Consider the following 26,997-nt stretch of genomic DNA (forward strand, 5'->3'; position numbering starts at 1 on the left):
ACGCCGGCTCAATCGAATAATTCCCGGTGGCCGCCAACTGGTCATCGGGGTTCCGTTCATCTGGCTGTTCCTGTTCTTCATGCTGCCGTTCTTCATCGTTCTGAAGATCAGCTTTGCCGAAGCAGACGTGGCCATCCCGCCGTACACCGAGATCTACAGCTTCGTTGACCAGAAGCTGCAAGTGCTGCTGAACCTGGGCAACTACGCGATGCTCGGCGACGACGAACTCTACATCTCGGCGTACCTCGGTTCGCTGAAGATGGCGTTCTTCAGCACGCTGTTGTGCCTGCTGATCGGCTACCCGATGGCCTATGCCATCGCCAGTGCCCGCAAGGAAGTGCAGACGGTGCTGGTGCTGCTGATCATGATGCCGACCTGGACCGCGATCCTGATCCGCGTCTATGCGTGGATGGGCATCCTCAGCAACAACGGCCTGCTCAACGGTTTCCTGATGAGCATGGGCTTCATCGACGAGCCGCTGCAGATCCTCAACACCAACCTCGCGGTGTACATCGGCATCGTCTACTCGTACCTGCCGTTCATGATCCTGCCGCTGTACGCCAACCTGGTGAAGCACGACAACAGCTTGCTGGAAGCGGCGTCCGATCTGGGTTCGAGCACCTTTAACAGCTTCTGGAAAATCACTATTCCGCTGTCCAAGAACGGGATCATCGCCGGCTGCATGCTGGTGTTCATCCCGGTGGTGGGCGAGTTCGTGATCCCGGAGCTGCTCGGCGGTCCGGAAACCCTGATGATCGGTAAAGTGCTCTGGCAAGAGTTCTTCAACAACCGTGACTGGCCGGTGGCGTCCGCCCTGGCGGTGGTGATGCTGGCGATCCTGATCGTGCCGATCATCCTGTTCAACCGCAGTCAGGCCAAGGAAATGGAGGGTAAAGAATGAAGCGCTTCCGTTTCTCCAGCCTGATGCTGGTGCTCGGCCTGTTGTTCATCTATCTGCCGATGCTGATCCTGGTGATCTACTCGTTCAACGCCTCGAAACTGGTGACGGTGTGGGGCGGCTGGTCGATCAAGTGGTACGTCGGCCTGCTCGACAACACTCAACTGATGGGCTCGGTGGTGCGCTCGCTGGAAATCGCCTGCTACACCGCCGTCGCGGCAGTGGCGCTGGGTACGCTGGCGGCGTTCGTCCTGACCCGCATCACCCGCTTCAAGGGCCGCACGCTGTTCGGCGGTCTGGTCACTGCGCCGCTGGTAATGCCTGAGGTGATCACCGGTCTGTCGTTGTTGCTGCTGTTTGTTGCGATGGCGCAGATGATCGGCTGGCCACAGGAGCGTGGCATCGTCACCATCTGGATCGCTCACACCACGTTCTGTGCGGCGTATGTGGCGGTGGTGGTGTCGGCGCGTCTGCGTGAGCTGGACCTGTCGATCGAAGAAGCGGCGATGGACCTGGGTGCGCGGCCGTGGAAGGTGTTCTTCCTGATCACCATCCCGATGATCGCGCCGTCGCTGGCGGCGGGCGGTATGATGTCGTTCGCCCTGTCGCTGGACGACCTGGTACTGGCGAGCTTCGTCTCCGGCCCGGGTTCGACGACCCTGCCGATGGAAGTGTTCTCGGCGGTGCGTCTGGGCGTGAAGCCTGAGATCAACGCCGTGGCCAGCCTGATTCTGTTGGCGGTGTCGCTGGTGACCTTCATGGTCTGGTTCTTCAGCCGCCGTGCCGAAGAGTCGCGCCGCAAGGCGATCCAGCAAGCCATCGAAGAAGGCGCTGCCGATTCGTGGAAACAACCGGACGTGCGCCGGGCGCAGACGCCGGAAGCGGCTTAAGTCTTCCGACACAAAAAAACCTCGCGATCGTTACCGGCCGCGAGGTTTTTTATACCCGGTCAGGACGCCCAGGGCGATTGGCGGATGACTTCGACAAAGTTCATCGGCTTGAACCCCGGCGCCTGATCCTTCAGCACATCGGTCTTCACATTGCCGAACGTCGTCTGCGGGCGATGACGCAAGCCATCGGCGAACGCGCAGATGATGCACTCCTTGAAACCCTCGCCCCGTGGATGCGCATGCACCACTGCCTCGCGCTGCACGGTGGTGAACGCGGCGTAATCCATGCCCAGCACATCCATCTCGACGCCTGCCGTCACCAGCGCCACGGTCGGACGCAGATGCTTCGGTACGCCCGGTGTGGTGTGCAGGGCGATCGACAGCCAGACCTGTTCGATGTCGTCATCACTCAACCCGTAAGGCTTGAGAAACGCCGCCGCGGCGTTGGCGCCATCGACTTCGAAACGTTCGTCGTCGCTGCGGTGACCTTCGACCAGCCCTAGGTCGTGGAACATCGCACCGACGTACAACAGCTCCGGATCGTAGGCCAGTTGCTGGCGTTCGCCGCTCAAGGCACCGAACAGAAACACCCGGCGCGAGTGGTGGTAGAGCAGGTCGGATTCGATGTCGCGGATGTATTCGGTGGTGGCCCGGGCGAGGGCGCTGTCGGGGATCTGGATACCGGCGATGGTCGTGGTCATGTTGAGCTTCCTCGTCGAAAACGCCGTCACGGCGCTGATGGAGAAAGTCTGTTCCCGGCGGCAAAACCGGACAATCGATCCATGGCTGCGATCCTTGCCATTCCACCTGCAAATCGTGCCAGCTCGCTTCTGCGGCGTGGATTGGCTAGGGTTGGTGCTGATCCGCCATTCCCTGGGAGCCGATATCGCCATGAACAAAACCATTGCCATCGTGGTGTTCCCAGGCGTGCAGGCGCTGGACGTCAGCGGGCCCATGGACGTGTTCGCCGAGGCCAACCGCTTCCTGGCGCCGGAGGATCATTACCGGCTCGAAGTGATCGGCGTCGAACGCGGACCGATGCCATGTTCCAACGGGCTGACCCTGAGTGCTCACCGGCATTTCAGCGACGTGCAGGAAGCCTGCGATTTGCTGCTGGTGGCCGGCGGGCCGCAGTTGCCGTTCCTGGATTTCGGCAGCACGTTCGATGCCTGGTTACGTGAGGCCTGCGGGCGGGCGCGGCGGTTCGGTTCGATCTGCAACGGCGCGTTCATGCTGGCCCGCGCGGGGTTACTGGAAGGGCGCACGGTGACCACCCACTGGAACGACGCCGAGGCGCTGGCGCAGTTGTGCCCGTCGAGCCGGGTCGAGGCCGATCGGCTGTACGTCGAGGATGGTCAGCTCTACACCTCGGCGGGGGTGACGGCGGGGATCGATCTGTCGCTGTACCTGCTGGCGCGTGACTACGGTGCCGAGGTGGCGCTGAGCGTGGCCAAGCGGCTGGTGGTGTTTACCCAGCGCTCGGGCGGGCAGTCGCAGTTCAGCCCGTTTCTCACGCCTCATGCCGAACCGACGTCGGCGGTGGCGATGGTGCAACTGTACGTGCTGGCCAATCTCACCGGCGACCTGACCATCGCCGACCTGGCGATTGCCGCCAACATGAGCGCGCGGAATTTCTCCCGGGTGTTTGCCCGGGAAGCCAAGGTCACCCCGGCAGAATTCGTCGAGCGGGCGCGGGTGGATGCGGCGCGGGTGATGCTCGAAAGCACCACGGCGCCGCTGAAGACGGTGGCGTATCAATGCGGGTTTCGCGATGCGCAACACATGCGCAGCGTGTTCAACCGCCGGCTGGGGGTGACGCCGCAGCAGTTTCGGCTGAACTTTGCGGCGATGGTTTGAGTGGTGATCGGCTATGGATCGCCACCCCTCACCCCAGCCCTCTCCCCGAGGGAGAGGGAGTCGACCGAGTTGTCTTGCGCCTTACATCGACCTGAATTATCGGAGTCGATTATGGATTTAGCGCCGAATGCTTTGCTGCGATTTTGGATTCAGCTGAATTCGTTCAGGTCGGCGTATCTCCCCAATATCCCCCGATCGGCTCCCTCTCCCCCCGGGAGAGGGCTGGGGTGAGGGTGCTTTTACTGCGCCCGTGCAGGCAGCAACTTCAGAGTACTCCGCGTATTCGCCGTAACCTCTTCCTCACTGAAATGCGCCTGCACATACATCCCGTCCACATACGCTTCCGCCTGATCGTCGTAGTGGCTGTCAAACGGCACACCACTCTGGCCAACCGGGTTGATCGTCAGGCTGTGAGCAGGATCCGCGAAGTCCACCAGTCGTCGCGTCGACGGGCCGTAGGTCACCGGCCACGGGGCCGGGCCGATCTTCGCCGAGAGGTTGTTCGGCACTTCATGGGTGCCCGGTGCGGCAAACGGGCCGACATTGAAGATGCGGTCCAGCGGCTTCTGCTGCCCCAACGGATGACCATGGGTCAGCGTGTGCGCCTTGCCCCATTGCCAGCCGGAAGCATCGTCGCCGAGGATCTGTTTCAGGTGCGCCATGCTCGCTTGCCACGCGGTGCGCACGGTGTCGGCGCGGGTCTCCTTGCCTGGCGTGTTGCGGTTGTCCCACCACGGTGAATCGGCGTTGGCTGCCAGTCGCGGCAACGCTGCATCGAGCACGCGGGTCGACAGCAAGGTCTCGAACATGTCATTGCCCAGCTCATCGCGCATCGCCGCGTCGGCCAGGTCATAGAGGAACTGGTTGAACACCGTCGCGCTGACCGAATCCAGCGGATAGTCGCCCTGCCACTGGGCCAGTTGCTCGACCAGTTTCAGTTGCGCCGGGTCAGTCACCACTTCACGCAATACCGGCAGCAATGGCGCGAGCACGCGCGGGCCGTAACCGGTGGTGGTGCCCAGTTGCAGCTTCTGGTTGGCTTCGTTGTCCCACTTCACGTTCTTGTCGGCGAGCTGGCGGTTGAGCTGCTGGCCACGGTCAGCGAGGTTGTAGTAACCGGGAATCTCCATGCCGGTCGGCGACACGGGCTGGAAGTTGGCCGAGACGATATAGCCCCGCGCCGGGTTCTCCTCCTGCGGGTTGGCGCTGAACGGGAAGTAGCCGTCCTTGTCCGCCTGATTGCCGCCGCCATCGAGGATGAACTCGGGTTTGATCCCGGCCGGACGCTTGGGCAACAGCGCCGAGGCCCACCAGGCGATATCGCCCTTGGCGTTGGCATAGACAATGTTCAGCCCCGGCGCCTGCACCTTGGCAGCAGCGGCGCGAGCCTTGGCCAGGGTGTCGGCGCGGTTGAGCTGGTAGAAACCTTCGAGGATCGGGTTCGGCGTTTCGAGGAATGCCCACCACATCGCAATCGGGGTTTTCCCGGCGGCGGTGCCGAGGGCGTCGTTGACGATCGGCCCGTGGGGCGACTGGCGCAGGGTGATGGTCACCGGCGCCTGGCCTTTCACCGCAATCTGCTGCTCGGTGCTGACCATGTCGGTCCACTGACCGTGATACCAGACCTGATTCGGGTTGTCCGGATTGACCTTCTCGGCGATCAGGTCCAGGTCATCGTTCTGGAACATGGTCAGGCTCCAGCCGAAGTCCAGGTTGTGCCCCAGGAACGCAAACGGCACCAGCGCCTGATGATGGCCGTAGAGTTCAAAACCCGGCGCCGACAACTGCGCTTCGTACCACACCGATGGCACCGAGAAGCGGATGTGCGGGTCGCCGGCCAGTAATGCCTTGCCACCCTTGCTGCGGCTGCCGGCAATCACCCAGGCGTTGCTGCCTTCGTACTGCGGCAGGCCGTTTTCGATCAGCGCCTGTTCGCTGAGGCGGGCGAGGGCGTTCAGGTCTTTCCAGTCTTCGGCGGCGAGTGCCGGTGCTTTGCCAGCGTGGCCCTTGGCGAGCACGCCCTTGGGCTGCCACTCGAGGTCGAAGACGTTGAGGTAGTCGGCGCCGAGCTGATCGCGCACGTAGGTCAGCAACGGTTCGGTGCGAAACGCGGCGGCGAAGCTGTAGGCCATGTAGCCGGCGACGCTGATGGTGTCTTCGGCGGTGAACGGCCGCTTGGGGATGCCCAGCACGTCGAACTCGACGGGGGCGGCGTGCGAGTCCTGATATTGATTGATGCCGTCCAGATAGGCTTGCAGGGCCTTCCAGGCCGGCGATTGCTTGTCGAGGCTGGCCACGTAAGTGGCAGCGCGTTCGCGAATGCGCAGGCTGCGGAACAGTTTGTCGGTGTCGAGCAGTTTCGGCCCGAGCACTTCGGCCAGTTCGCCCCGAGCCAGGCGGCGCATGGCTTCCATCTGGAACAGCCGGTCCTGGGCGTGCACGTAACCGAGGGCACGATAGAGGTCAGTTTCGTTTTCAGCACGGATGTGCGGCACGCCGCGTTCGTCGTAACGCACGGTCACCGAGCCTTGCAGGTTGCGCAACTCCACCTGGCCCTGACGCGTCGGTTGCTTGCTGTACACGTACCAGCCGCCGGCGGCGAGCAGTGCAACGATGAGCAAGGCAAGAACGGTAAAGACGCGTTTCATGGTGACTCCTTGTGCATTCGGGGTTGCCGCCCGTGCGGGCTGCAAACAATTAGCACACGCCTCGTGTGCCGCGCATCGCTGTCCTTGAAATGTCCGGAATGCCTTACTTCGTTTCTACCGGCCAGGGGCAGTAGCAACCGACCGCCAGCGTATGGGTGGCATTCACCGGACGATCATCACTCAACGCTTGCAAAATCGGTTCGATAAAACTGTTGCTGGAGTTGCACGTCAGGCCTTCGCTGTAAGGCCCGAAATACGCCAGTTTGCCGCTGCGGTCCCAGATCGCCACGGCCGGGCTGGCGGGAATCTGTTCCGAACCGGGCAACACCGCGATGGTTTTCAACTGGCTCAGCGTGGCGGGCAACTGGCCGTGGCTGCCGGCCTTCTGCACGGCAAAGAACTCCACACCTTTGGGGCCGAACTGTTCGACCATTTCGGTCAGGTGCTGCTGATTGCCGACGTTGCACGGGCAGGCCGGGTCCCAGAAATGCACCAGGCGGATGTTGCCGGGGCCGGCGAGGTCGTCGGGCAGTCGCAGCGGATCGCCGGAAAACACCGCCGTGTGTTCGCTGAAGGCCCGCAGGTAGCGGCCCTGAAACCAGTCGTACGCGGCCCACAGCACGCCGGCACACACGATGGCGAGCAGGCTGGCAAACAGTGCGGTGCGGTAGGGCGAGCGCATGGATTTGGTTCCTCGAGAGCGCGCTAGCTTGCCATGCTTGCTTCTACAGATGAATATCGCAGGCCGATAAAGTCCGTTTACCGTTTTGGAATTGCCCATGTCTGCTGCCTTCAATCCCGATCATCTGCGCGCGAGCCTCAAGCCTTTGGCCGAGTGGCAGCCGTTGTCCGAGGAGGCGAAGGCGTATCAGCGGTTCTACAAGACCGACTTCCCGGAACGCGATGTCTGGCGCGGCATGGGCCGGTTCGACGTCGATGGTTATGAGTTGGTCAGTCATTGCTGGTGGCCGGCGGAAACGGCCAAGGCCACGCTGTTTCTGGTTCATGGTTTTTATGACCACACCGGTCTCTATCGGCATGTGATCGAGTGGGCGCTGGATCAGGGGTTCGCGGTGATTGCCTGCGATCTGCCGGGGCATGGTCTGTCGAGCGGCGAGCGGGCGAGCATCCGCGATTTCTCCGAGTATCAGGATGCGCTGCAAGGTCTGTTCGCCGAGGCGCATTCGATCGCGCTGCCGCAGCCGTGGCACTTGTGCGGGCAAAGTACCGGCGGTGCGATCATTGTCGATCACGTGCTCAACCATGGCGAAAACAGCCCGGCGCAAGGCCAGCTGATTCTGCTGGCGCCGCTGGTGCGTCCGCGGGCCTGGGGCTGGTCGCAGTTCAGTTATTACCTGCTCCGGCCCTTCGTCCGGGGCATCGCCCGGCGTTTCAGCGAGAACTCCAATGATCCGGATTTCCTGCCATTCCTGCAGGCCGATCCATTGCAGCCAAAACGCTTGCCGACGGCGTGGGTCGGGGCGTTGTCACGCTGGATCAACCGCGTGGAATACGCGAAGAAAAGTCCGCGTCGGCCGCTGATCATTCAGGGCCAGGCGGACATGACGGTGGATTGGCCGCACAACCTGCAAGTGCTGAAGTGGAAGTTCGACCGGCCGCAGATTCTGTTGCTGGCGGAGGCACGGCATCACCTGGCCAATGAGACGGCGGAAATGCGCGAGGAGTATTTCGAGTTCCTGAACAAGCGGATCAAGGGCCGCAATCCCTAGATCACTGATTGAGGTTCGAGGTGCTTTGCCCCACGGCCAGTCCGGCGCGAATCGCCGCCAGCGCTGCCTGATAGTAGGCCTTGCCTTCGGTGGATTCGGCGAAGGTCGCGAATTCTTCCAGTTCTTCATCCGACAAATCGCGATAGACGTACAGCAGCGTGTTGTTCAGGTCGGCGCCGATCTGATCCATCAGTCGCTGGCGTTGACCGTTCAACATGCCCTGGGCCTGACCGCCGCCGAGCAGGCCAGGGATCATCGAACTCAGGCTGTCCGCCGCCACGCCGGCAATCGCCAGGCTGACTTCGGCGCCGGCTTCGCGGGCGGGCAGGGCCTGGGCGAGGTGGCCGATGATCAGCAGACGACTGTCGCTGGCCGGCATCTTCGGCAGGCCCTTGGCGTTTTTGGCCAATTGATCGCGGCGGGTCGCCAGCAGTTCGGCGGCGACGATCTTCTTGCCCAGCGGTGACTGAAAGAACGACAGGGCCGGTTTCGGGTCGGCGAGATTCTTGCGCAATTGCGCTTCGGCCCGTTGATCCACGGCCTGGGGGGCGAAGCGCTGATTGCTGTTGTTCACCAGCGCCTGAAACACCGCCGGCGGCAGGCTGTTCTGGTAGCGCTGTTGCGCGGCACTCAGGGCGTCATTGAAATGCGCGCGTTGTTCCGGCCAGCCGGCGACCTTGTACAACTGGTCGTGGCCGTCTGCCCAGGCGGGCAAAACGCAGAACATCAACAGTGAAAAAAGCAAACGGCGCATAGGGACTCCTGTCAGCAGCGGACTATTCTCCGTGCGGTGCCAGTACTTGTCGAGAATTCGTATCAAGCCGCCGCGTGGCTCTGTCGGAATTCCCGGCGCAGGCATACTATGCGCGCCATGCAAATATCCTCTGAACACCCGCTGCTGTTACGTATCGTCGACGACCTGGCCGAGCGTGGCTGGTCGCAGCAGAACATTTTCCTGCCTGCGGATCTGACCCGCGCGCTGGCCGCCGAGTGCCGCAAACGTGACGCCGAAGGTGAACTGGCGCCGGCGGGGGTCGGACGTGGCCCGTTGTCGGAGGTCCGCGAGGGTATTCGTGGTGACCATATCCAGTGGATCGATCCCGGCCAGGCCGAGGCCAGTGACCGTTATCTGAACCTGATGGACAGCCTGCGCGAGGCGCTCAATCGCGGCTTGTTCCTGGGCCTGGAAGATTTCGAGTGCCATTTCGCCCTGTACCCGCCGGGTGCGTTCTATCGCAGGCATGTCGACCGTTTTCGCGACGATGACCGGCGTATGGTCTCGGCGGTGATCTACCTCAATGACGGCTGGCTGCCGGAGGATGGCGGGCAACTGCGCATGTACCTGGAGAACGACCGCGTCCATGACGTGCAACCTACCGGCGGTTGTCTGGTGGTGTTTCTCTCCGGTGAAGTCCCTCATGAAGTGTTGCCGGCGCATCGCGAGCGCCTGTCGCTGACAGGCTGGTTCCGCCGCCGTGGCAACGAGCCGTTCTGAGATGCAGAAGATCCTCGTGAGCCGCTGCCTGTTGGGCCATCGCGTGCGTTATGACGGTGGCGCCAGCGGGCCGTTCGATCTGCTGGAACAGTGGATTGTCGAAGGGCGTGTCGTGCCGCTGTGCCCGGAAGTGGCCGGTGGTCTGCCGACGCCTCGGGCGGCGGCGGAGATTCCGGGCGGGCAGGGCAGTGAAGTGCTCGATGGCCTTGCGGCGGTGATCACCACCGAGGGCGAGGACGTCAGTGCGCAGTTTCTCGACGGTGCCCGTCAGGCATTGGTGCTGGTGCAGAAACACGGAATTCGTGTGGCGGTGCTCAAGGCCAACAGTCCTTCCTGCGGGAATCTGCTGACCTATGACGGGACGTTCAGTGGGGTGAAGGTGAGTGGCGAAGGTGTCACGGCAGCCTTGCTCAAGCGCCATGGCGTGCAGGTCTTCAGCGAACTGGAACTGCCGCAGGCCGCACAGGCGCTCAAGGCACTCGACTAGACACCGTCACTTCAGGTGTTCAGTGGCCTGCGCGTTCAACCACTTCTGCGACAACGCCTCCAGCCGCCCATCCGTCCTGATCCGTTGCAACGCATTCTCAAGACTCGCGTGGAACGCCGGGTTGCCCTTCTGAAACGGAATCGCCAGATCTACCGGCGGCCCGACCTTCGGTTTTTCCTCAGTCAGCGTCTGTACCAGCACCAATGGGCGGGGCTGCTCATCCTTTTTCGCCAATAACTGCGCATTGACCTGCGTGTAAGGTTCGCTGAAGTCGAAACGATCCTTGAGTTCCGGGGTCAGTGCTATGTGGTTGAGCGCGACGTCGTACTTGCCGCTTTCGACGCCCTGGAGCAGATCGGCTTCGTCGGTGACGATGAAGTCGGCGCGCACATCCAGCTCGTTGGCCAGCAGTTGCCCAAGCTCGACCTCGAACCCCGTGAGTGTGTCGCCGTCCTTGAAATTGAAGGGCGGTGTATTAGCCTCAAGGGCAATGCGCAACTCGCCACGGTCGTTGATGTCATCAATCAGTTCGGCATGAGCCAGCGGGCTCAGAAGGGGAAGCAGGCAGATCAGGCCAGGCAGAAAGCGCATGGTCACTCCTTTGAAATCATTGTCGCGGCCTGCTGTTCAGGCTCGCTTTGCTATGGTTGTCGAGTGCCTTCGACAACGAATGGTCATGAAGTTGTCATGACCGCGCGGATTTTACGGAAAAACTGGAGAAGAGAATGAAAACATTCATGTCACGCGCCGCTTTGGCAGGGCTTCTGTTAAGTGCTTCGATGATGGCCAGCGCCGCTACACCGGCACCGGCCGGTGCTTCAGTGAGTATTGTCGAGCCGAGCAGCGGTGCCGTTGTGGACAAGACATTCAAGGTCAAGTTTGAAGTCAAAGGCATTGCCCTGGCGCCGGCCGGCGACCCGACCGCGAACACCGGGCACCATCACCTGCTGGTCGATGCCAAGGAAATCGTCCCGGCGGGCAGCGTGATCCCGACCGATGCCAACCACCTCCACTTCGGCAAGGCCCAGACCGAAACCGAACTGACCCTGGCGCCGGGCAAGCACACCTTGCAGCTGGAGCTGGGCGACAAGGGCCACATGGCCTTCGATCCGCCAATCGTTTCGGAAAAGATCACCGTGACGGTGAAATGACTTTTCCGCCGGCATGAAAAAGGGAGCCCCGAGGGGCTCCCTTTTTTGTGGCTCAGCGCTTGATCAGAACAACACGCGGCTACGGATGGTGCCGTTGACGTGTTGCAGCTTCTCTTGCGCCAGCTCCGAGTACTCGGCGTCGACGTCGATCACCACGTAGCCGACCTTCTCGTTGGTCTGCAGGAACTGACCGGAGATGTTGATGCCGTTTTCGGCGAAGACCTTGTTGATCTCGCTCATCACGCCCGGGATGTTCTCGTGGATGTGCAGCAGGCGGTGCTTGCCAGGGTGAGCCGGCAGGGCCACTTCCGGGAAGTTCACGGACGATACCGAAGTACCGTTGTCGCTGTACTTGACCAGTTTCTCTGCCACTTCCAGACCGATGTTGGCCTGCGCTTCAGCGGTGGAACCACCGATGTGCGGGGTCAGGATCACGTTGTCCAGGCCGCGCAGCGGGCTTTCGAACTCTTCATCGTTGGAGCGTGGCTCGACCGGGAACACGTCGATGGCGGCGCCGATCAGGTGCTTGTCCTTGATCGCTGCGGCCAGGTGATCCAGCTCGACCACGGTACCGCGTGCTGCGTTGATCAGGATGCCGCCCTTCTTGATGGCGCGGATTTCCTTCTCGCCGATCATCCACTGGGTCGCAGCGGTTTCCGGAACGTGCAGGGTGACGATGTCGGACATGCCCAGCAGCTCGTGCAGGTTGCCGACCTGGGTCGCGTTGCCCAGCGGCAGCTTGGTCACGGTGTCGTAGAAGAACACCTGCATGCCCAGACCTTCAGCCAGGACCGACAGCTGAGTACCGATCGAGCCGTAGCCGACGATGCCCAGTTTCTTGCCGCGGATCTCAAAGGAGTTGGCCGCCGACTTGATCCAGCCACCACGGTGGCAGGAAGCGTTTTTCTCAGGGATGCCGCGCAGCAGCAGGATCGCTTCGGCCAGCACCAGCTCGGCAACGGAGCGGGTGTTGGAGTACGGCGCGTTGAACACGGCGATGCCGCGCTCGCGGGCAGCACTCAGGTCAACCTGGTTGGTGCCGATGCAGAAACAGCCGACTGCCACCAGCTTCTTCGCGTGATCGAAGATCTCTTCGGTCAGTTGGGTGCGCGAACGAATGCCGATGAAGTGAGCGTCAGCGATCTTTTCCTTGAGCTGGGCTTCCGGCAGGGAGCCTGTCAGGTATTCGATGCTGGTGTAGCCCGCCGCCTTGAGGACGTCGACAGCCGATTGGTGGACGCCTTCGAGAAGAAGGAACTTGATCTTGCTCTTATCGAGAGAAGTCTTGCTCATCTGCGTAAACCTGTATCCCGGAGAAAAATGGCAGGAAATGGTCAACAGACATTGACCTTGACGACAAGAATGCCGTCACCGCAGAACCGCCGTTGGGCACTGGCCTGCGGGGTCGGTATGCTAGCATAGCCGCCCCGCTAATCACTCATTCCTGCGACGTGAAGCGTTCTCAGGATGACCATGAATTGTTCGAGAGTTCCGTCGATGACCAATCCTGCCCTGATTGATGAACTGAAGACCCTGGTCGAGCCTGGCAAGGTCCTGACCGATGCCGACTCCCTGAACGCTTACGGCAAGGATTGGACCAAGCACTTCGCCCCGGCGCCCAGCGCCATCGTGTTCCCCAAGACCATCGAGCAGGTGCAGGCCATCGTCCGCTGGGCCAACGAACATAAAGTGGCGCTGGTGCCATCGGGCGGGCGTACCGGTCTTTCCGCCGCTGCCGTGGCCGCCAATGGCGAAGTGGTGGTGTCGTTCGACTACATGAACCAGATTCTCGACATCAACCTCACCGACCGCACCGCCGTCTGTCAGCCGGGCGTGGTCACCGAGCAATTGCAGAACGCGGCCGAAGAACATGATCTGTACTACCCGGTGGACTTCGCGTCGGCCGGTTCCAGCCAGATTGGCGGCAATATCGGCACCAATGCCGGCGGGATCAAGGTCATTCGCTACGGCATGACCCGCAACTGGGTGGCGGGCATGAAAGTGGTCACCGGCAAGGGCGATGTGCTGGAACTGAACCGGGACCTGATCAAGAACGCCACCGGTTACGACCTGCGGCAGCTGTTCATCGGCGCCGAAGGCACCCTCGGTTTTGTGGTCGAAGCCACCATGCGCCTGGATCGCGCACCGAAAAACCTGACCGCAATGGTCCTCGGCACCGCGGATTTCGACTCGATCATGCCGGTGCTGCACGCCTTTCAGGGCAAGCTCGACCTGACCGCGTTCGAGTTCTTCTCCGACAAGGCCCTGGCCAAGGTCATGGGTCGTGGCGACGTCCCGGCACCGTTCGAAACCGACTGCCCGTTCTATGCGTTGCTGGAATTTGAAGCGACCACCGAGGAAGTGGCCAACAGCGCCCTGGAAACCTTCGAGCATTGCGTGGAGCAGGGCTGGGTGCTGGACGGCGTGATGAGCCAGAGCGAAACCCAATTGCAGAACCTGTGGAAGTTGCGCGAGTACATCTCCGAAACCATCTCCCACTGGACGCCGTACAAGAACGACATCTCGGTCACCGTCTCGAAAGTCCCGGCGTTCCTGCGGGAAATCGACGCGATCGTCGGCAAACATTATCCGGACTTCGAAATCGTCTGGTTCGGCCACATCGGCGACGGCAACCTGCACCTGAACATCCTCAAGCCGGACAACCTGAGCAAGGACGAGTTTTTCGCCAAGTGCGCCACCGTCAACAAGTGGGTGTTCGAAACCGTCGAGAAGTACAACGGTTCGATTTCCGCCGAACACGGCGTGGGCATGACCAAGCGCGACTACTTGACCTACAGCCGCTCGCCGGTCGAAATCGAATACATGAAAGCGGTCAAGGCGGTGTTCGACCCGAACGGCATCATGAACCCGGGCAAGATCTTCGCGGTTTGATTGGCAATCCCTGATGAATCAATGAAGGCAGGAGTCGGTAATGAGCTATCAGCACCAGTATGTCGACGGTACGCGGATTCATTTTCCGCTGGGGAAAGTGGTGTGCATCGGCCGCAACTACGCCGAACACGCCAAGGAACTGGACAACCCGGTCCCTACCGAACCGTTGCTGTTCATCAAGCCGGGCAGTTGCGTGGTGCCGCTGGAAGGTGGTTTCAGCATTCCGACCGAGCGTGGCTCTGTGCATTACGAAGCGGAAATCGCCGTGTTGATCGGCAAGCCGCTGTCGACCAAGCCCAGCCGTGAAGAAGTGCTGGACGCGATCTCCGGATTCGCCCCGGCGCTGGACCTGACCTTGCGCGACAAGCAGGCCGAGCTCAAGTCCAAGGGCCTGCCGTGGGAAATCGCCAAGTCGTTCGACGGCGCGGCGGTGATTGCACCGTTCGTGGTCGGCAGCACCTTTGCCGACCTGACCGACATCGGCATCCGCCTGACCATCAATGGCGAAGTGCGCCAGGACGGCAACAGCAGCGCGATGCTCAACCCGATCGTGCCGATGATCCAGCACATGGCCGGCTGCTTCTCGCTGCAGGCCGGTGACGTGATCCTGACCGGCACGCCGGTGGGCGTGGGGCCGCTGAACGTTGGCGATGACATCGTGCTGGAACTGCCGGGCGCCAGTCGCTTCACCAGCAGCGTTCGCTGATCCGGGCAACGCGTTCCCGAGTGGGAGATTGCGGGTTTGAGGTGTGCCCTCAGGCTGGCAATCTCCCATTTCTGTTTTGTGATCCCGCCTGCAAAGACGCAGGGCAATCCGGCCATTTGCCGTTTTTTTCACATCCTGTCCGGATAATTCCGGTCATTCTGGCGTCTGAGCCGGCCTCTTTGTGCTATTACCCATAGCCTGAATTTTTCGGAACGCGTCCACTGATGTCATCTCAAACTCAGCTCAACACCGCTCGCCGTTCACGTTTCGCCCTGCGCTGGTATTACTGGCTGTTGCTGGTGGTCGCGGCCGGTTACGGTCTGGCGTATGCGATGTATTGGGATGACCGTGGCCTGTTGTGGGTGCGCGAGCGCTTCGAAAGCCCGGCTGAACGCACGGCGAGTGTCTGGCTGCCGGACTATCGGGTGGTGATCGACGCCAAGCTGTTGCCGGGGATGGAAAAGGACGAGGCCTCGGACCTGTCCTACGACCCGCAGAGCAAGACCCTGTTTTCGGTGATGGGCAAGAACCCGTTCCTGGTCGAGCTGACCTTGCAGGGCGACGTGCTGCGCAAGATGCCGCTGGTGGGCTGGATCAACCCGGAAGGCGTGACCGTCATGGGCAATGGCTTGCTGGCTATTGTCGATGAGCGTGAGCACATGCTGTCGATCGTCAAGGTCGATGCCAATACCCGCGAGCTGAAGCGCGACGATTTCCCGAAATACGACCTCGGCCCCTCGAAAAACCAGAACAAGGCCTTCGAAGCCATCACCTGGGATGCCCGCAACCAGCGACTGTTGCTGGGCGAAGAACGTCCGCCAGCGCTGTTCACCTGGAAAAGCGACGGCAGCCAGACCCTCACCGGCGACAAGCAGAAACTGCCGAACGATGAACTGGACATCCGCAACCTCTCGGCCTTGGCCATCGATCCGCGCACCGGTCATACCCTGGTGCTGTCTGCCGATTCGCACCTGCTGCTGGAGCTGGACGAGAAGGGCGAACAGGTCAGTTTCATGACCCTGCTGGGCGGCTTCAACGGTCTGAAGCAGACCATCCCCCGCGCTGAAGGCGTGACCATGGACGAGGCGGGCACGCTGTACATGGTCAGCGAGCCGAACCTGTTCTACCGCTTCGAAAAACAGAAATAACCCGCCTGCCGCCGCAAGGTTGTCGTCCGGGGCAAGTGGCCTTTAAGCTTCGATTCAGACAGGCGTGATATTTCATCCGCCTGTTTTGATCCCGAGCCCAGCCCGCATGCGTCGATTTGCCCGTCCCAAGCCCCTTCTGATCATCCTCTCGGTGATTGCCCTGATCGCATTGATTGCGATCGGCCAATACCTGCGTCTGTTCGAGCGCGCCTGGTTCAACCTGCAAAGTCACTGGCAGCCCCACAGCATTGAGGCGATCAATCTGGATCAGTACCGTGTGGGCATCGAGGCTCGGGTCATCGAGGGGCTGAACGATGACGTCTCCGCGCTGACTTACGATCCGGTGCGCAAAAGCCTGTTCACCGTCACCAACAAAAATGCCGAGCTGATCGAATTGTCGCTGGAGGGCCGGATCCTGCGCCGTGTCGCGCTGGTCGGTTTCGGCGATCCAGAGGCGGTCGAGTTCATCAGTGCCGACACTTACGTGATCACCGACGAGCGTCAGCAGCGCCTGATCAAGATCCATCTGGAGCACGACACTACGTTCCTCGATGCGGCGGACGCCGAGCAGATGACGCTCGGCGTGCACATGAGCGGCAACAAGGGTTTCGAAGGTCTGGCTTACGATTCAGTGGGCAAGCGTCTGTTCGTGGCCAAGGAGCGCGATCCGATGCTGATCTACGAAGTGCACGGCTTTCCGCACTTCAACCCGGAAAAGTCCTACGCGGTGCATGTCATCAACAACCCCAAGCGCGACGCCGGGATGTTCGTGCGTGACCTGTCGAGCCTGCAATACGACGAGCGCAGCGGCCATCTACTGGCGCTGTCGGACGAGTCGCGGCTGATTCTGGAACTGGATGTGGACGGGCGCCCGATGAGCACGATGTCGTTGAGCGGTGGTCGGCAAGGGCTGAAGAAAACCGTGCCGCAGGCGGAAGGCATAGCGATGGATGACGACGGGACGTTGTATCTGGTGAGCGAGCCAAATCTGTTTTATGTCTTCAGAAAGCCAGACCGGAACTGACATTCTTCAATGAACCCCCGTGGGAGCGGACAGGCTCCCACAGGTTCTTCAGGCTTACTCGGCCTTCAGGGTCTTCACGCCTTCGCTGGTGCCCAGCAACAGCAGATCCGCCGGACGTGCCGCGAACAGGCCGTTGGTGACCACGCCGACGATTGCATTGATCTGCGCTTCCAGCTCCACCGGGTTGGTGATCTGCAGATTGTGCACGTCGAGGATGATGTTGCCGTTGTCGGTCAGCACGCCTTCGCGGTAGGCCGGGTCACCGCCCAGCTTCACCAGTTGGCGGGCCACGTGGCTGCGAGCCATCGGGATCACTTCCACCGGCAGCGGGAACGCGCCGAGCACCGGCACCAGTTTGCTGCCGTCGGCGATGCAGATGAAGGTCTTGGCCACGGCCGCGACGATCTTCTCGCGGGTCAGGGCTGCACCGCCGCCCTTGATCAGGTTCAGGTGCTCGTCGCTTTCGTCGGCGCCGTCGATGTAGAACTCCAGGTCGCTGACCGTGTTCAGTTCGTACACCGGAATTCCGTGGCCCTTGAGGCGCGCGGCGGTGGCTTCGGAACTGGCGACCGCGCCATCGAACGCGCCCTTGTGCTGGGCCAGGGCGTCGATGAAGCAGTTGGCGGTGGAGCCGGTGCCGACCCCGACGATGCTTTTGTCGTCAAGTTTCGGAAGGATGAAGTCGACGGCGGCCTGGGCCACGGCCTGTTTGAGTTGATCCTGGGTCATGCGGGCTCCGGAAGCGGGCAAGGTAAGAACGGAAAGGCCGGCATTATAGCCTCAAGCCGGGCTAAAACCTCTGGATTCGTGTGGTCGTGCGCCCGAAAGCCGGGTTAGACTCGTTGGCCCTGCCCAACCCGCTCAGTGATGCTTTCCGATGCTCGAACAGTACGTCAAGAAGATCCTCACCTCGCGCGTTTATGACGTTGCCGTAGAAACCCCGCTGCAGAACGCCCGCCAGCTCTCCGAGCGGCTGGGCAACGACATCTGGCTCAAGCGCGAAGACTTGCAGCCGGTGTTCTCGTTCAAGATTCGCGGCGCCTACAACAAGCTGACCCAGTTGAGCGACGAAGAACGCGCTCGCGGCGTGGTCACCGCGTCGGCGGGCAACCACGCGCAGGGCCTGGCCCTGGCGGCGAAAGTGCTGGGCGTGAAGGCAACCATCGTGATGCCCAAGACCACCCCGGAGATCAAGGTCGAAGGCGTACGCTCCCGTGGCGGCAAGGTGGTGCTGCACGGTGATTCGTTCCCGGAAGCCCTGGCCTACTCGCTGAAACTGGTCGATGAAAAAGGCTACGTCTACATCCACCCGTACGACGATCCGCACACCATTGCCGGGCAGGGCACCGTGGCGATGGAAATCCTGCGCCAGCACCCGCAGCCACTGGACGCGATCTTCGTACCGGTGGGCGGTGGCGGTCTGATCGCCGGCATCGCGGCGTACGTGAAATACCTGCGGCCGGACATCAAGGTCATCGGCGTCGAGCCCGACGACTCCAACTGCCTGCAAGCGGCGATGGCGGCGGGCGAGCGCGTCGTGCTGCCGACCGTGGGCATCTTCGCCGACGGCGTGGCGGTGGCGCAGATCGGCCAGCATACGTTCGACATCTGCAAGGATTACGTCGATGAAGTGATCACTGTCAGCACCGACGAGATCTGTGCGGCGATCAAGGACATCTACGACGACACCCGTTCGATCACCGAACCGGCCGGCGCCCTGGGCGTGGCCGGGATCAAGAAGTATGTCGAGCAGCGCGGCGTCAGCGGCCAGACCTTCGTCGCCATCGACTCCGGGGCCAACGTCAACTTCGACCGCCTGCGCCACGTCGCCGAGCGCGCCGAGCTGGGCGAGGGGCGTGAAGCGATCATCGCCGTGACCATCCCGGAGAAGGCCGGCAGCTTCAAGGCGTTCTGCGAGGCCATCGGAAAACGCCAGATCACCGAATTCAACTACCGCTACAACACCGGCAGCGAAGCGCACATCTTCGTCGGCGTGCAGACTCACCCGGAAAACGACCCGCGCAGCGCCTTGCTGTCGAGCCTGACCGAACAGGGTTTCCCGGTACTCGACCTCACCGACAACGAACTGGCCAAACTGCATATCCGCCACATGGTCGGTGGGCGCGCGGCGCAGGTGGTCGATGAAGTGGTGTTGCGCTTCGAGTTCCCGGAGCGTCCGGGCGCGCTGTTCAACTTCCTCAACAAGCTCGGCGGGCGCTGGAACATTTCGATGTTCCACTACCGCAACCACGGCGCGGCCGATGGCCGTGTGGTCGCCGGTCTGCAAGTGCCTCATGAAGAACGTCACCTGGTTCCCGCAGCGCTGGCGGAAATCGGCTACCCGTACTGGGACGAAAGCGACAACCCGGCCTATCAGCTGTTTCTTGGCTGAGCGGCTACGCTGATGGGCAGGCCTTAAGGAAATCGGACAATGGAAACGTTAACTGCCCTGAAAACGGCGCACATGGTCGCCACCGTGGTTCTGCTGGCGAGTGCGCTGGGACTGGGCGTCTGGGTTTTACTGGCCCGGCGCAAAGGTGATGCGACGGCGGGCAGCCGCACGTTGCAGCGGCCACGGGTGTTTGTCTGGCTGCTGATGGGCCTGGCGCTGCTGAGCATGCCGTTTACGGGTTGGTGGATGGTGCATCTGGTGGGCTGGCCGTTGGGGCAGACGTGGATTCTGGCCTCCAGCGTGCTGTACACCGTGGCGGCGCTGGCGTGGTTCTGGCTGCTGGTGCGCTTGAACCGCTTGCGCAAGGCGCCGGGCGGCGTCGGCCGGTTCAGCTTTGCCCTGGCGCTGTTCAGTTTTGTCTGCTTTGTCGCGATTGCCGGGTTGATGGGCGCCAAGCCGGTTTAAGGCCCGGCACCCAATCTCGAGATCAATCGCGCAGCGAGATGACCGACCAGCCGCGTTTCTCGGCTTCGGCCCGCAGATTCGGGTCCGGATCAACAGCGACCGGGTTCACCACCTGCTCCAGCAGCGGCAAGTCGTTCATCGAGTCGCTGTAGAAATAGCTGTCTTGCAGCGAATGCCCGGTCTCTTCCAGCCAGCGGTTCAGGCGCGTCACCTTGCCTTCACGGAAGCACGGCACGTCGGTGCTGCGACCGGTGTAGCGACCGTCCTGCATCTCGCACTCGGTGGCGATCAGGGTTTCAACGCCCAGGCGCTCGGCAATCGGTGCGGTGACGAAGCGGTTGGTGGCGGTGATGATCACCAGTTTGTCGCCGGCGTCGCGGTGCTTTTTCAGCAGCTCGACCGCTTTTGGCAACATCAGCGGCTCGATGCAGTCGCGCATGAAGTCGCTGTGCCATTGCTCGAGCACGGCCATGTCGGTGCGGCCGAGAATTTCCAGGCAGAAGTTCAGGTACGCGGCGTTATCCAGTTTGCCCGCCAGGTAGTCCTGATAGAACTCGTCGTTGCGTGCCTTGTAAGCGATCGGGTCGAGGAAGCCGCGTTCACACAGATAATCGCCCCAGGCGTGATCGCTGTCGCCGCCCAGAAGGGTGTTGTCCAAATCGAATAAAGCCAGGCGCATTGCAGTTACCCGCTGAAAAGTCAGTAAAAAGGCCACAAGAATACGGTCTTTTCACAAGAGTGCACATAAGGTAGGAAGCTTCATTGCTGCCTTCACAATCTTTGTGGAACAATGCGGCGACATGCGTTTGCGAGGTTGTTGCCGTGATCGACCCCGATGGTTTCCGTCCTAATGTCGGGATCATTCTGACGAATGACGCCGGACAGGTGCTATGGGCTCGCCGTATCAATCAAGATGCCTGGCAGTTTCCGCAAGGAGGGATCAATCCCGAGGAGACGCCGGAAGACGCCTTGTACCGCGAGTTGAACGAAGAAGTGGGCCTGGAACGCGAGGATGTTGAAATTCTCGCCTGTACCCGGGGCTGGTTGCGCTATCGTTTGCCGCAACGTCTGGTGCGAACCCACAGCCAACCGCTGTGCATCGGCCAGAAACAGAAGTGGTTTCTCCTGCGCCTGATCTCCAACGAGCAGCGGGTGCGGATGGATTTGACCGGTAAACCGGAGTTCGATGGCTGGCGCTGGGTCAGCTATTGGTATCCGTTGGGCCAGGTGGTGACATTCAAGCGCGAGGTGTATCGCCGCGCTCTCAAAGAGCTTGCCCCGCGCCTTTTAGCGCGCGACTGACGACGGAGTTCGACCCCGAGCCATGCTCAATACGCTGCGCAAGATCGTCCAGGAAGTTAACTCCGCCAAGGATCTCAAGGCGGCGTTGGGGATTATTGTATTGCGCGTCAAAGAGGCCATGGGCAGCCAGGTCTGCTCGGTCTACCTGCTTGATCCCGAGACCAACCGCTTCGTCCTGATGGCCACCGAGGGCTTGAACAAGCGCTCGATCGGCAAGGTCAGCATGGCACCCAACGAAGGTCTGGTCGGCCTGGTCGGCACGCGTGAAGAACCCCTGAACCTCGAAAACGCCGCGGATCACCCGCGCTACCGCTACTTCGCCGAAACCGGCGAGGAGCGCTACGCCTCGTTCCTCGGGGCGCCGATCATTCACCACCGCCGCGTCGTCGGCGTGTTGGTCATCCAGCAGAAAGAACGCCGCCAGTTCGATGAAGGTGAAGAAGCCTTCCTCGTGACCATGAGCGCGCAGCTCGCTGGCGTAATCGCTCACGCCGAGGCCACCGGGTCGATCCGTGGTCTGGGCCGTCAGGGCAAGGGCATCCAGGAAGCCAAGTTCGTCGGCGTGCCGGGTTCGCCTGGCGCAGCGGTCGGTACGGCGGTGGTCATGTTGCCGCCGGCGGATCTGGACGTGGTGCCGGACAAGCACATCGACGACATCGATGCCGAGCTGGAGCTGTTCAAGACCGCCATCGAAGGCGTGCGCGCCGACATGCGTGCCTTGTCGGCCAAACTGGCGACCCAGCTGCGTCCAGAAGAGCGCGCGCTGTTCGACGTCTACCTGATGATGCTCGACGATGCCTCGCTGGGCAGCGAAATCACCACCGTGATCAAGACCGGCCAGTGGGCCCAGGGCGCGTTGCGTCAGGTGGTCACCGATCACGTCAACCGTTTCGAATTGATGGACGATGAATACCTGCGTGAGCGGGCGTCGGACGTCAAGGACCTGGGCCGTCGTCTGCTCGCCTACTTGCAGGAGGAGCGTCAGCAGAACCTGGTCTACCCGGAAAAAACCATTCTGGTCAGCGAAGAACTGACGCCGGCAATGCTCGGCGAGGTGCCGGAAGGCACGCTGGTCGGTCTGGTCTCGGTACTCGGTTCGGGCAACTCCCACGTCGCGATCCTGGCCCGGGCCATGGGCATCCCGACGGTCATGGGTCTGGTCGACCTGCCGTATGCCAAGGTTGACGGCATCGACATGATCGTCGATGGCACCAAGGGCGATGTCTACACCAACCCCAGCGAAGTGTTGCGCAAGCAATTCGCCGACGTGGTGGAAGAAGAGAAGCAACTGGCGCTGGGCCTCGATACCCTGCGCGACCTGCCATGCGTGACCCTCGATGGCCACCGCATGCCGCTGTGGGTCAACACCGGCCTGCTGGCGGACGTGGCGCGGGCGCAGAAACGTGGCGCCGAAGGCGTCGGTCTGTACCGCACCGAAGTGCCGTTCATGATCAACCAGCGTTTCCCGAGCGAGAAGGAACAACTGGCGATCTACCGCGAGCAGCTCGCCGCGTTCCACCCGCAACCGGTGACCATGCGCAGCCTGGACATCGGCGGCGACAAGTCGCTGTCGTACTTCCCGATCAAGGAAGACAACCCGTTCCTCGGCTGGCGCGGGATCCGCGTCACCCTCGACCACCCGGAAATCTTCCTGGTGCAGACCCGCGCGATGCTCAAGGCCAGCGAAGGCCTGAACAACCTGCGGATCCTGCTGCCGATGATCTCCGGCATCCACGAGCTCGAAGAGGCGCTGCACCTGATTCACCGTGCCTGGGGCGAAGTGCGCGACGAAGGCACCGACGTGCCGATGCCGCCGGTGGGCGTGATGATTGAAATTCCTGCGGCGGTCTACCAGACCAAGGAACTGGCGCGGATGGTGGACTTCCTGTCGGTCGGCTCCAACGACCTGACCCAGTACCTGCTGGCCGTGGACCGCAACAACCCACGGGTGGCCGATCTCTACGACTACCTGCACCCGGCGGTGCTGCAAGCCCTGCAAACCGTGGTGCGCGACGCCCATGCCGAAGGCAAGCCGGTGAGCATCTGCGGCGAGATGGCCGGTGACCCGGCGGCCGCGGTGCTGTTGATGGCGATGGGTTTCGACAGCCTGTCGATGAACGCCACCAACCTGCCGAAGGTGAAGTGGATGCTGCGTCAGATCAACCTGAGCAAGGCCAGGGATCTGCTGGCGGAATTGATGACCATCGACAACCCGCAAGTTATCCACAGCTCGCTGCAGTTGGCGCTGAAGAACCTCGGATTGGCGAAGATGGTCAGTCCAGCGGCGGCCAAACCTCTCTGAGCACAGGATCGCAGCCTTCGGGCTGCGATCTTCAGAGGTTGATTTCCACTTCCCCCAAGTGCCCGCCATACGGCCCGAAACTGCGCTCCACCATCCGCCGCGTCCCGTCGGCCTGCACAATCAGCGCCGTACTCGCTCGGGTTCCATAGCTCTGGCTGGCAATAAACACACTCGACAGCAACGACTCGGTCGCCAGGCCCACGCCGGTGTCCGGCAGTTCGGCAAACGGCGCGGTCTGAGCATCGCCCAGCAGCGCGAGCAACTGCTCGGGTTGTGGATCATCCAGCACCGCATTCAATGCAGCCTTGGCCTTGAGCAGTTTCGGCCACGGCGTATCCAGCCCGGCGTTTGAAAGCCCGTAGAGGCCCGGCTGCAACATCACCGGTTCCGAAGACCGGGCGTTGAAATGCCACAGCTCATGAGCATTGCCCAGCAGCAGATTGAACCCGGCATACTCCGGCGAACGGGCGACAACGTCGGACAAATAGTCATCGATCGACAGGTTTCCGGTCAGAAACCCCGCCACCAACTCGCCCCGGGAGCGCCGGGCCGGTGGCTGATGCGGATCACGGATGTTGGTCAGTGCGGCAAAACGTCCATTGGCGCCGAGGCCGAGCCAGGTGCCTCCGGCCTCCAGATCCCGTCCGGCATGGACGTGCGGCGCTTCCGGCCACTGGGCCAGCGGCAGGCTGGGCCGGGCGTAGAACTCGTCACGGTTGGCCGCGACGATCAGCGGCTGGGCATGCCCCGGCCGCCAGGCGAAAACGATCAGGCACATAAGGTGGTCCTTGTGTGTTTTCTGCCCACTCTACGCAGACATCGTCCGTGCATCCATCGCCAGTGGAGCCGAAGGCCATGCATCCGTTACCATGCCGCTCCGGTTTTGGGGATGCGCCTTGGAGGCAGCATGGAATTTCTGCTCTATCTGGCGCTGGGTGCCTGTGCAGGCGTGCTGGCCGGGCTGTTCGGGGTTGGCGGCGGGATCATCATCGTTCCGGTGCTGGTGTTCAGTTTCACCTTGCAGGGCTTCGATCCGTCGATCCTGACCCACCTGGCCGTCGGCACGTCGCTGGCGACGATCATCTTCACCTCGGTCAACGCCGTGCGTGAACATCATCGACGTGGTGCGGTGCGCTGGCCGATCTTCAAGTGGATGACCGTCGGGATTCTGCTCGGCGCCGGTTTCGGCGCGCTGACGGCCGAAGCGATCTCCGGGCCCAATCTGCAGAAAATCATCGGTGTATTCGCCTTGGTGATCGCGGCGCAGTTGGCGCTGGACGTCAAACCCAAGGCCAGCCGAACGGTGCCAGGCAAACTCGGTCTGACCATGGCCGGCAGTGTGATCGGCTGGGCGTCGGCGATTTTCGGGATTGGCGGCGGCTCGCTGACGGTGCCGTTCCTGACCTGGCGCAGCGTGCCGATGCAGCAGGCCGTGGCGACATCGTCGGCCTGTGGCCTGCCGATCGCCGTGGCAAGTGCAATAAGTTTCATGATTCTGGGCTGGCATGATCCGTTGCTGCCGGCCCATAGTCTCGGGTTTGTGTATCTGCCGGCGCTGCTGGGCATTGCGCTGACCAGCATGGTGTTCGCCCGTCTCGGCGCGCGGCTGGCGCACAAGTTGTCGCCGAAGTTGCTGAAACGGCTGTTCGCCGCTTTGCTGTTCTGCGTGGGGCTGAGCTTTTTGTTCTGAGCAGGCCACAATCCTGGCTTAATCCTGAGGTGGCAGCGTCGCCCGGGAATTTTGAAGATTTGAACTCTAACGAGGAGTCGCAATGCTGCCTTACCCGCAGATCGACCCGGTGGCCCTGGCCATCGGTCCGCTGAAAATCCATTGGTACGGCCTGATGTATCTGGTCGGCATTGGCGGTGCGTGGCTGCTGGCGTCGCGCCGGCTCAACCGTTTCGACCCGACCTGGACCAAGGAGAAACTCTCCGATCTGGTGTTCTGGCTGTCGATGGGCGTGATTGTCGGCGGGCGACTGGGCTATGTACTGTTCTACGATCTGAGCGCCTACATCGCCAACCCGACGCTGATTTTCGAAGTGTGGAAGGGTGGCATGTCGTTCCACGGCGGCTTCATCGGCGTGATGCTGGCGGCGTTGTGGTTCGGCAAGCGTAACGGCAAGTCGTTCTTCCAGCTGATGGACTTCGTCGCGCCGATGGTGCCGATCGGCCTGGGTGCCGGACGCATCGGCAACTTCATCAACGCCGAGCTGTGGGGCAAGGCCACCGACGTGCCGTGGGCCATGGTGTTCCCGCCGTTCAGCGACCCGGCGCAACTGCCGCGTCACCCTTCGCAGCTGTACCAGTTCGCGCTCGAAGGCGTCGCGCTGTTCCTGATCCTCTGGCTGTTCTCGCGCAAGCCGCGCCCAACCATGGCGGTCTCGGGCATGTTCGCGCTGTTCTATGGCATCTTCCGTTTCATCGTCGAATTCGTCCGCGTGCCGGACGCGCAACTGGGCTACCTCGCCTGGAACTGGCTGACCATGGGTCAGGTACTGTGTGTACCGATGATCATCGGCGGGCTGTTCCTGATCTGGCTGGCCTACCGTCGTGCCCCGGCGGCACCGGTTGCACCGACGGCTTAAATATTCGAACCCCGGCGCGGTTGGCCGGGGCTCAAGGACACAGGTAACTCATGAAGCAATATCTCGATCTGGTGTCGCACGTCATCAACAACGGCACCAAACAGGCCAACCGTACCGGCGTGAACACCATCAGCTTTCCGGGCGCGATGCTGCGCTTCGATCTGCAGGAAGGTTTTCCGGCGATCACCACCCGCAAGATGGCCTTCAAATCGGCCATCGGCGAGATGTGCGGCTTTCTGCGTGGCGTGAACAATGCTGCGGAATTCCGTGCGCTGGGCTGCAAGGTCTGGGATCAGAACGCCAACGAAAACGTCCAGTGGGTGGCCAACCCGTTCCGCCAGGGCGAAGACGACCTCGGCGAAATCTACGGCGTGCAATGGCGCAAATGGCCGGCGTACAAGCAGATCCCGCTGAGCAACACCGCCGCCATCGAACAAACCCTGAGCAACGGCTACAAGCAGATTGCCCAGGGCGAAGAAGACGGCCAGGCCTACGTGGTGCTGTACAAAGCCATCGATCAGGTGCGCCAGTGCGTCGACACGATCATCAAGGATCCGGGCAGCCGCCGCATCCTGTTCCACGGCTGGAACTGCGCCCAGCTCGATGAAATGGCCTTGCCGCCGTGCCATCTGCTGTATCAGTTCCACCCGAATGTCGAGACCAAAGAGATCTCTCTGACCCTCTACATCCGCTCCAACGACCTGGGTCTGGGCACGCCGTTCAACCTCACCGAAGGCGCTGCACTGCTGAGCCTGATCGGTCGCCTGACCGGTTATACGCCGCGCTGGTTCACCTATTTCATCGGTGACGCCCACGTCTACGAAAACCATCTGGACATGCTCAACGAGCAGCTCAAGCGCGAGCCGTTCGCCATGCCGAAGCTGAAGATTTCGGATCGCGTGCCGGAGTTTTCCAAGACAGGTGTTTATCAGCCGGAATGGCTGGAGCTGGTGGAGCCTAGCGACTTCTCGCTGGAAGGCTACGAGCATCATGCGCCGATGACCGCGCCGATGGCGGTCTGA

Annotated in this window: 27 protein-coding genes; 18 read left to right on the plus strand and 9 right to left on the minus strand. The window is 61.8% G+C overall.

Annotated features, from left to right (window positions below; genetic code table 11):
* Window positions 1–19: 19 nt before the first annotated feature.
* Together AC1RR7_RS09905 and AC1RR7_RS09910 are read left to right on the plus strand one after the other, a co-directional pair.
* Window positions 20–901, plus strand: coding sequence for an ABC transporter permease subunit (locus tag AC1RR7_RS09905; RefSeq protein ID WP_371858305.1), 882 nt, complete (start codon window positions 20–22; stop codon window positions 899–901).
* Window positions 898–1,788, plus strand: a complete 891-nt coding sequence (locus AC1RR7_RS09910) for an ABC transporter permease subunit (protein ID WP_085709000.1) — start codon at window positions 898–900, stop codon at window positions 1,786–1,788. The genes AC1RR7_RS09905 and AC1RR7_RS09910 overlap by 4 nt, the downstream gene beginning before the upstream one ends.
* 59 nt (window positions 1,789–1,847) lie before the next feature.
* Here the strand turns inward: AC1RR7_RS09910 and AC1RR7_RS09915 are convergent, their stop codons facing one another.
* Window positions 1,848–2,489, minus strand: coding sequence for an HD domain-containing protein (locus AC1RR7_RS09915; RefSeq protein ID WP_115079585.1), 642 nt, complete (start codon window positions 2,487–2,489; stop codon window positions 1,848–1,850).
* A 190-nt stretch (window positions 2,490–2,679) separates the two neighbouring features.
* On the opposite strand from AC1RR7_RS09915, the gene AC1RR7_RS09920 reads away from it, so the two are divergent.
* Entirely contained in the window at window positions 2,680–3,645 is a 966-nt protein-coding gene (locus AC1RR7_RS09920) for a GlxA family transcriptional regulator (RefSeq protein WP_493157435.1), read from the plus strand.
* A gap of 239 nt (window positions 3,646–3,884) precedes the next feature.
* On the opposite strand, the gene AC1RR7_RS09925 is transcribed toward AC1RR7_RS09920, so the two are convergent.
* Complete coding sequence (locus tag AC1RR7_RS09925) at window positions 3,885–6,293, minus strand: penicillin acylase family protein (RefSeq protein ID WP_493157257.1); 2,409 nt, start codon at window positions 6,291–6,293, stop codon at window positions 3,885–3,887.
* A gap of 103 nt (window positions 6,294–6,396) precedes the next feature.
* Complete coding sequence (locus AC1RR7_RS09930; RefSeq protein WP_457381016.1) at window positions 6,397–6,975, minus strand: DUF6436 domain-containing protein; 579 nt, start codon at window positions 6,973–6,975, stop codon at window positions 6,397–6,399.
* A gap of 97 nt (window positions 6,976–7,072) precedes the next feature.
* Here AC1RR7_RS09930 and bipL point away from each other — a divergent pair, with 97 nt between their 5' ends.
* A complete protein-coding gene (gene bipL, locus AC1RR7_RS09935; protein WP_096817472.1) occupies window positions 7,073–8,023 on the plus strand; it encodes a phospholipase BipL in 951 nt (316 codons plus the stop codon).
* Window position 8,024: 1 nt separating this feature from the next.
* Here bipL and AC1RR7_RS09940 read toward each other — a convergent pair whose 3' ends face one another.
* Window positions 8,025–8,777, minus strand: a complete 753-nt coding sequence (locus tag AC1RR7_RS09940) for a DUF2059 domain-containing protein (protein ID WP_007953496.1) — start codon at window positions 8,775–8,777, stop codon at window positions 8,025–8,027.
* A 108-nt stretch (window positions 8,778–8,885) separates the two neighbouring features.
* On the opposite strand from AC1RR7_RS09940, the gene AC1RR7_RS09945 reads away from it, so the two are divergent.
* Both AC1RR7_RS09945 and AC1RR7_RS09950 read left to right on the plus strand, forming a co-directional pair.
* The gene (locus AC1RR7_RS09945) at window positions 8,886–9,518 is read left to right on the plus strand and encodes a 2OG-Fe(II) oxygenase (protein ID WP_096817474.1); all 633 of its coding nucleotides are present in this window, start codon (window positions 8,886–8,888) and stop codon (window positions 9,516–9,518) included.
* A gap of 1 nt (window position 9,519) precedes the next feature.
* Window positions 9,520–10,005 (plus strand): 2-thiouracil desulfurase family protein, encoded by a 486-nt coding sequence (locus AC1RR7_RS09950; protein ID WP_493157259.1) that lies wholly within the window; start codon window positions 9,520–9,522, stop codon window positions 10,003–10,005.
* Window positions 10,006–10,011: 6 nt separating this feature from the next.
* On the opposite strand, the gene AC1RR7_RS09955 is transcribed toward AC1RR7_RS09950, so the two are convergent.
* A complete protein-coding gene (locus AC1RR7_RS09955; protein ID WP_102619658.1) occupies window positions 10,012–10,596 on the minus strand; it encodes a transporter substrate-binding domain-containing protein in 585 nt (194 codons plus the stop codon).
* 134 nt (window positions 10,597–10,730) lie between these two features.
* Between AC1RR7_RS09955 and AC1RR7_RS09960 the strand changes: the two genes are divergently transcribed.
* The gene (locus AC1RR7_RS09960; RefSeq protein ID WP_102619659.1) at window positions 10,731–11,156 is read left to right on the plus strand and encodes a DUF4399 domain-containing protein; all 426 of its coding nucleotides are present in this window, start codon (window positions 10,731–10,733) and stop codon (window positions 11,154–11,156) included.
* 63 nt (window positions 11,157–11,219) lie between these two features.
* Here AC1RR7_RS09960 and serA read toward each other — a convergent pair whose 3' ends face one another.
* On the minus strand, window positions 11,220–12,449 hold the full coding sequence (gene serA, locus AC1RR7_RS09965; RefSeq protein WP_493065670.1) for a phosphoglycerate dehydrogenase: 1,230 nt from the start codon (window positions 12,447–12,449) through the stop codon (window positions 11,220–11,222).
* Window positions 12,450–12,653: 204 nt separating this feature from the next.
* Here serA and AC1RR7_RS09970 point away from each other — a divergent pair, with 204 nt between their 5' ends.
* The 4 genes from AC1RR7_RS09970 to AC1RR7_RS09985 all read left to right on the plus strand — a co-directional run bounded on the left by AC1RR7_RS09970 (window position 12,654) and on the right by AC1RR7_RS09985 (window position 16,926).
* Complete coding sequence (locus tag AC1RR7_RS09970; RefSeq protein WP_096817482.1) at window positions 12,654–14,048, plus strand: FAD-binding oxidoreductase; 1,395 nt, start codon at window positions 12,654–12,656, stop codon at window positions 14,046–14,048.
* A 40-nt stretch (window positions 14,049–14,088) separates the two neighbouring features.
* Window positions 14,089–14,754 carry a fumarylacetoacetate hydrolase family protein gene (locus tag AC1RR7_RS09975; RefSeq protein ID WP_096817485.1) on the plus strand — a complete coding sequence of 222 codons (666 nt, stop codon included), beginning with the start codon at window positions 14,089–14,091 and terminating at the stop codon, window positions 14,752–14,754.
* Between the two features lie 224 nt (window positions 14,755–14,978).
* The gene (locus AC1RR7_RS09980) at window positions 14,979–15,902 is read left to right on the plus strand and encodes an SdiA-regulated domain-containing protein (RefSeq protein ID WP_493157261.1); all 924 of its coding nucleotides are present in this window, start codon (window positions 14,979–14,981) and stop codon (window positions 15,900–15,902) included.
* 106 nt (window positions 15,903–16,008) lie between these two features.
* A complete protein-coding gene (locus AC1RR7_RS09985) occupies window positions 16,009–16,926 on the plus strand; it encodes an SdiA-regulated domain-containing protein (protein ID WP_493157263.1) in 918 nt (305 codons plus the stop codon).
* 54 nt (window positions 16,927–16,980) lie between these two features.
* On the opposite strand, the gene rpiA is transcribed toward AC1RR7_RS09985, so the two are convergent.
* Window positions 16,981–17,655 carry a ribose-5-phosphate isomerase RpiA gene (rpiA, locus tag AC1RR7_RS09990; protein WP_493157265.1) on the minus strand — a complete coding sequence of 225 codons (675 nt, stop codon included), beginning with the start codon at window positions 17,653–17,655 and terminating at the stop codon, window positions 16,981–16,983.
* Window positions 17,656–17,803: 148 nt separating this feature from the next.
* On the opposite strand from rpiA, the gene ilvA reads away from it, so the two are divergent.
* Complete coding sequence (ilvA, locus tag AC1RR7_RS09995) at window positions 17,804–19,318, plus strand: threonine ammonia-lyase, biosynthetic (RefSeq protein ID WP_096817493.1); 1,515 nt, start codon at window positions 17,804–17,806, stop codon at window positions 19,316–19,318.
* A gap of 39 nt (window positions 19,319–19,357) precedes the next feature.
* The gene (locus AC1RR7_RS10000; protein WP_085709022.1) at window positions 19,358–19,783 is read left to right on the plus strand and encodes a DUF2269 domain-containing protein; all 426 of its coding nucleotides are present in this window, start codon (window positions 19,358–19,360) and stop codon (window positions 19,781–19,783) included.
* 22 nt (window positions 19,784–19,805) lie between these two features.
* Here the strand turns inward: AC1RR7_RS10000 and AC1RR7_RS10005 are convergent, their stop codons facing one another.
* On the minus strand, window positions 19,806–20,462 hold the full coding sequence (locus AC1RR7_RS10005) for a histidinol-phosphatase (RefSeq protein WP_096817495.1): 657 nt from the start codon (window positions 20,460–20,462) through the stop codon (window positions 19,806–19,808).
* Window positions 20,463–20,605: 143 nt separating this feature from the next.
* Here AC1RR7_RS10005 and AC1RR7_RS10010 point away from each other — a divergent pair, with 143 nt between their 5' ends.
* Together AC1RR7_RS10010 and ptsP are read left to right on the plus strand one after the other, a co-directional pair.
* On the plus strand, window positions 20,606–21,085 hold the full coding sequence (locus AC1RR7_RS10010) for an RNA pyrophosphohydrolase (RefSeq protein ID WP_003229203.1): 480 nt from the start codon (window positions 20,606–20,608) through the stop codon (window positions 21,083–21,085).
* Between the two features lie 22 nt (window positions 21,086–21,107).
* A complete protein-coding gene (ptsP, locus tag AC1RR7_RS10015) occupies window positions 21,108–23,387 on the plus strand; it encodes a phosphoenolpyruvate--protein phosphotransferase (protein ID WP_096817498.1) in 2,280 nt (759 codons plus the stop codon).
* Between the two features lie 31 nt (window positions 23,388–23,418).
* Here the strand turns inward: ptsP and AC1RR7_RS10020 are convergent, their stop codons facing one another.
* Window positions 23,419–24,165: an NRDE family protein gene (locus AC1RR7_RS10020; RefSeq protein WP_192559230.1), complete on the minus strand. Its 747-nt coding sequence runs from the start codon at window positions 24,163–24,165 to the stop codon at window positions 23,419–23,421.
* A gap of 129 nt (window positions 24,166–24,294) precedes the next feature.
* Here AC1RR7_RS10020 and AC1RR7_RS10025 point away from each other — a divergent pair, with 129 nt between their 5' ends.
* The 3 genes from AC1RR7_RS10025 (at window position 24,295) to AC1RR7_RS10035 (ending at window position 26,997) form a co-directional block, all read left to right on the plus strand.
* Entirely contained in the window at window positions 24,295–25,077 is a 783-nt protein-coding gene (locus tag AC1RR7_RS10025; RefSeq protein WP_096817504.1) for a sulfite exporter TauE/SafE family protein, read from the plus strand.
* A gap of 82 nt (window positions 25,078–25,159) precedes the next feature.
* Entirely contained in the window at window positions 25,160–25,975 is an 816-nt protein-coding gene (lgt, locus tag AC1RR7_RS10030; protein WP_096817506.1) for a prolipoprotein diacylglyceryl transferase, read from the plus strand.
* 50 nt (window positions 25,976–26,025) lie between these two features.
* Window positions 26,026–26,997: a thymidylate synthase gene (locus AC1RR7_RS10035; protein ID WP_493157267.1), complete on the plus strand. Its 972-nt coding sequence runs from the start codon at window positions 26,026–26,028 to the stop codon at window positions 26,995–26,997.

The organism is Pseudomonas sp. GW821-FHT11G12 (assembly GCF_058808055.1).

Excerpts from the sequence above, each read along its gene's own strand:
- AC1RR7_RS09945 (WP_096817474.1), top strand. The coding sequence starts at position 8,886 with ATGCGCGCCATGCAAATATCCTCTGAACACCCGCTGCTGTTACGTATC.
- AC1RR7_RS10000 (WP_085709022.1), top strand. The coding sequence starts at position 19,358 with ATGGAAACGTTAACTGCCCTGAAAACGGCGCACATGGTCGCCACCGTG.
- AC1RR7_RS09910 (WP_085709000.1), top strand. The coding sequence starts at position 898 with ATGAAGCGCTTCCGTTTCTCCAGCCTGATGCTGGTGCTCGGCCTGTTG.
- AC1RR7_RS09980 (WP_493157261.1), top strand. The coding sequence starts at position 14,979 with ATGTCATCTCAAACTCAGCTCAACACCGCTCGCCGTTCACGTTTCGCC.
- AC1RR7_RS10020 (WP_192559230.1), bottom strand. The coding sequence starts at position 24,165 with ATGTGCCTGATCGTTTTCGCCTGGCGGCCGGGGCATGCCCAGCCGCTG.
- serA (WP_493065670.1), bottom strand. The coding sequence starts at position 12,449 with ATGAGCAAGACTTCTCTCGATAAGAGCAAGATCAAGTTCCTTCTTCTC.
- lgt (WP_096817506.1), top strand. The coding sequence starts at position 25,160 with ATGCTGCCTTACCCGCAGATCGACCCGGTGGCCCTGGCCATCGGTCCG.
- AC1RR7_RS09940 (WP_007953496.1), bottom strand. The coding sequence starts at position 8,777 with ATGCGCCGTTTGCTTTTTTCACTGTTGATGTTCTGCGTTTTGCCCGCC.
- AC1RR7_RS09915 (WP_115079585.1), bottom strand. The coding sequence starts at position 2,489 with ATGACCACGACCATCGCCGGTATCCAGATCCCCGACAGCGCCCTCGCC.
- ptsP (WP_096817498.1), top strand. The coding sequence starts at position 21,108 with ATGCTCAATACGCTGCGCAAGATCGTCCAGGAAGTTAACTCCGCCAAG.
- AC1RR7_RS09955 (WP_102619658.1), bottom strand. The coding sequence starts at position 10,596 with ATGCGCTTTCTGCCTGGCCTGATCTGCCTGCTTCCCCTTCTGAGCCCG.
- AC1RR7_RS09950 (WP_493157259.1), top strand. The coding sequence starts at position 9,520 with ATGCAGAAGATCCTCGTGAGCCGCTGCCTGTTGGGCCATCGCGTGCGT.
- AC1RR7_RS09925 (WP_493157257.1), bottom strand. The coding sequence starts at position 6,293 with ATGAAACGCGTCTTTACCGTTCTTGCCTTGCTCATCGTTGCACTGCTC.
- bipL (WP_096817472.1), top strand. The coding sequence starts at position 7,073 with ATGTCTGCTGCCTTCAATCCCGATCATCTGCGCGCGAGCCTCAAGCCT.
- AC1RR7_RS09975 (WP_096817485.1), top strand. The coding sequence starts at position 14,089 with ATGAGCTATCAGCACCAGTATGTCGACGGTACGCGGATTCATTTTCCG.
- ilvA (WP_096817493.1), top strand. The coding sequence starts at position 17,804 with ATGCTCGAACAGTACGTCAAGAAGATCCTCACCTCGCGCGTTTATGAC.
- AC1RR7_RS10005 (WP_096817495.1), bottom strand. The coding sequence starts at position 20,462 with ATGCGCCTGGCTTTATTCGATTTGGACAACACCCTTCTGGGCGGCGAC.
- AC1RR7_RS09960 (WP_102619659.1), top strand. The coding sequence starts at position 10,731 with ATGAAAACATTCATGTCACGCGCCGCTTTGGCAGGGCTTCTGTTAAGT.
- AC1RR7_RS09970 (WP_096817482.1), top strand. The coding sequence starts at position 12,654 with ATGACCAATCCTGCCCTGATTGATGAACTGAAGACCCTGGTCGAGCCT.
- AC1RR7_RS09930 (WP_457381016.1), bottom strand. The coding sequence starts at position 6,975 with ATGCGCTCGCCCTACCGCACCGCACTGTTTGCCAGCCTGCTCGCCATC.
- AC1RR7_RS09920 (WP_493157435.1), top strand. The coding sequence starts at position 2,680 with ATGAACAAAACCATTGCCATCGTGGTGTTCCCAGGCGTGCAGGCGCTG.
- AC1RR7_RS10035 (WP_493157267.1), top strand. The coding sequence starts at position 26,026 with ATGAAGCAATATCTCGATCTGGTGTCGCACGTCATCAACAACGGCACC.
- AC1RR7_RS10025 (WP_096817504.1), top strand. The coding sequence starts at position 24,295 with ATGGAATTTCTGCTCTATCTGGCGCTGGGTGCCTGTGCAGGCGTGCTG.
- rpiA (WP_493157265.1), bottom strand. The coding sequence starts at position 17,655 with ATGACCCAGGATCAACTCAAACAGGCCGTGGCCCAGGCCGCCGTCGAC.
- AC1RR7_RS09985 (WP_493157263.1), top strand. The coding sequence starts at position 16,009 with ATGCGTCGATTTGCCCGTCCCAAGCCCCTTCTGATCATCCTCTCGGTG.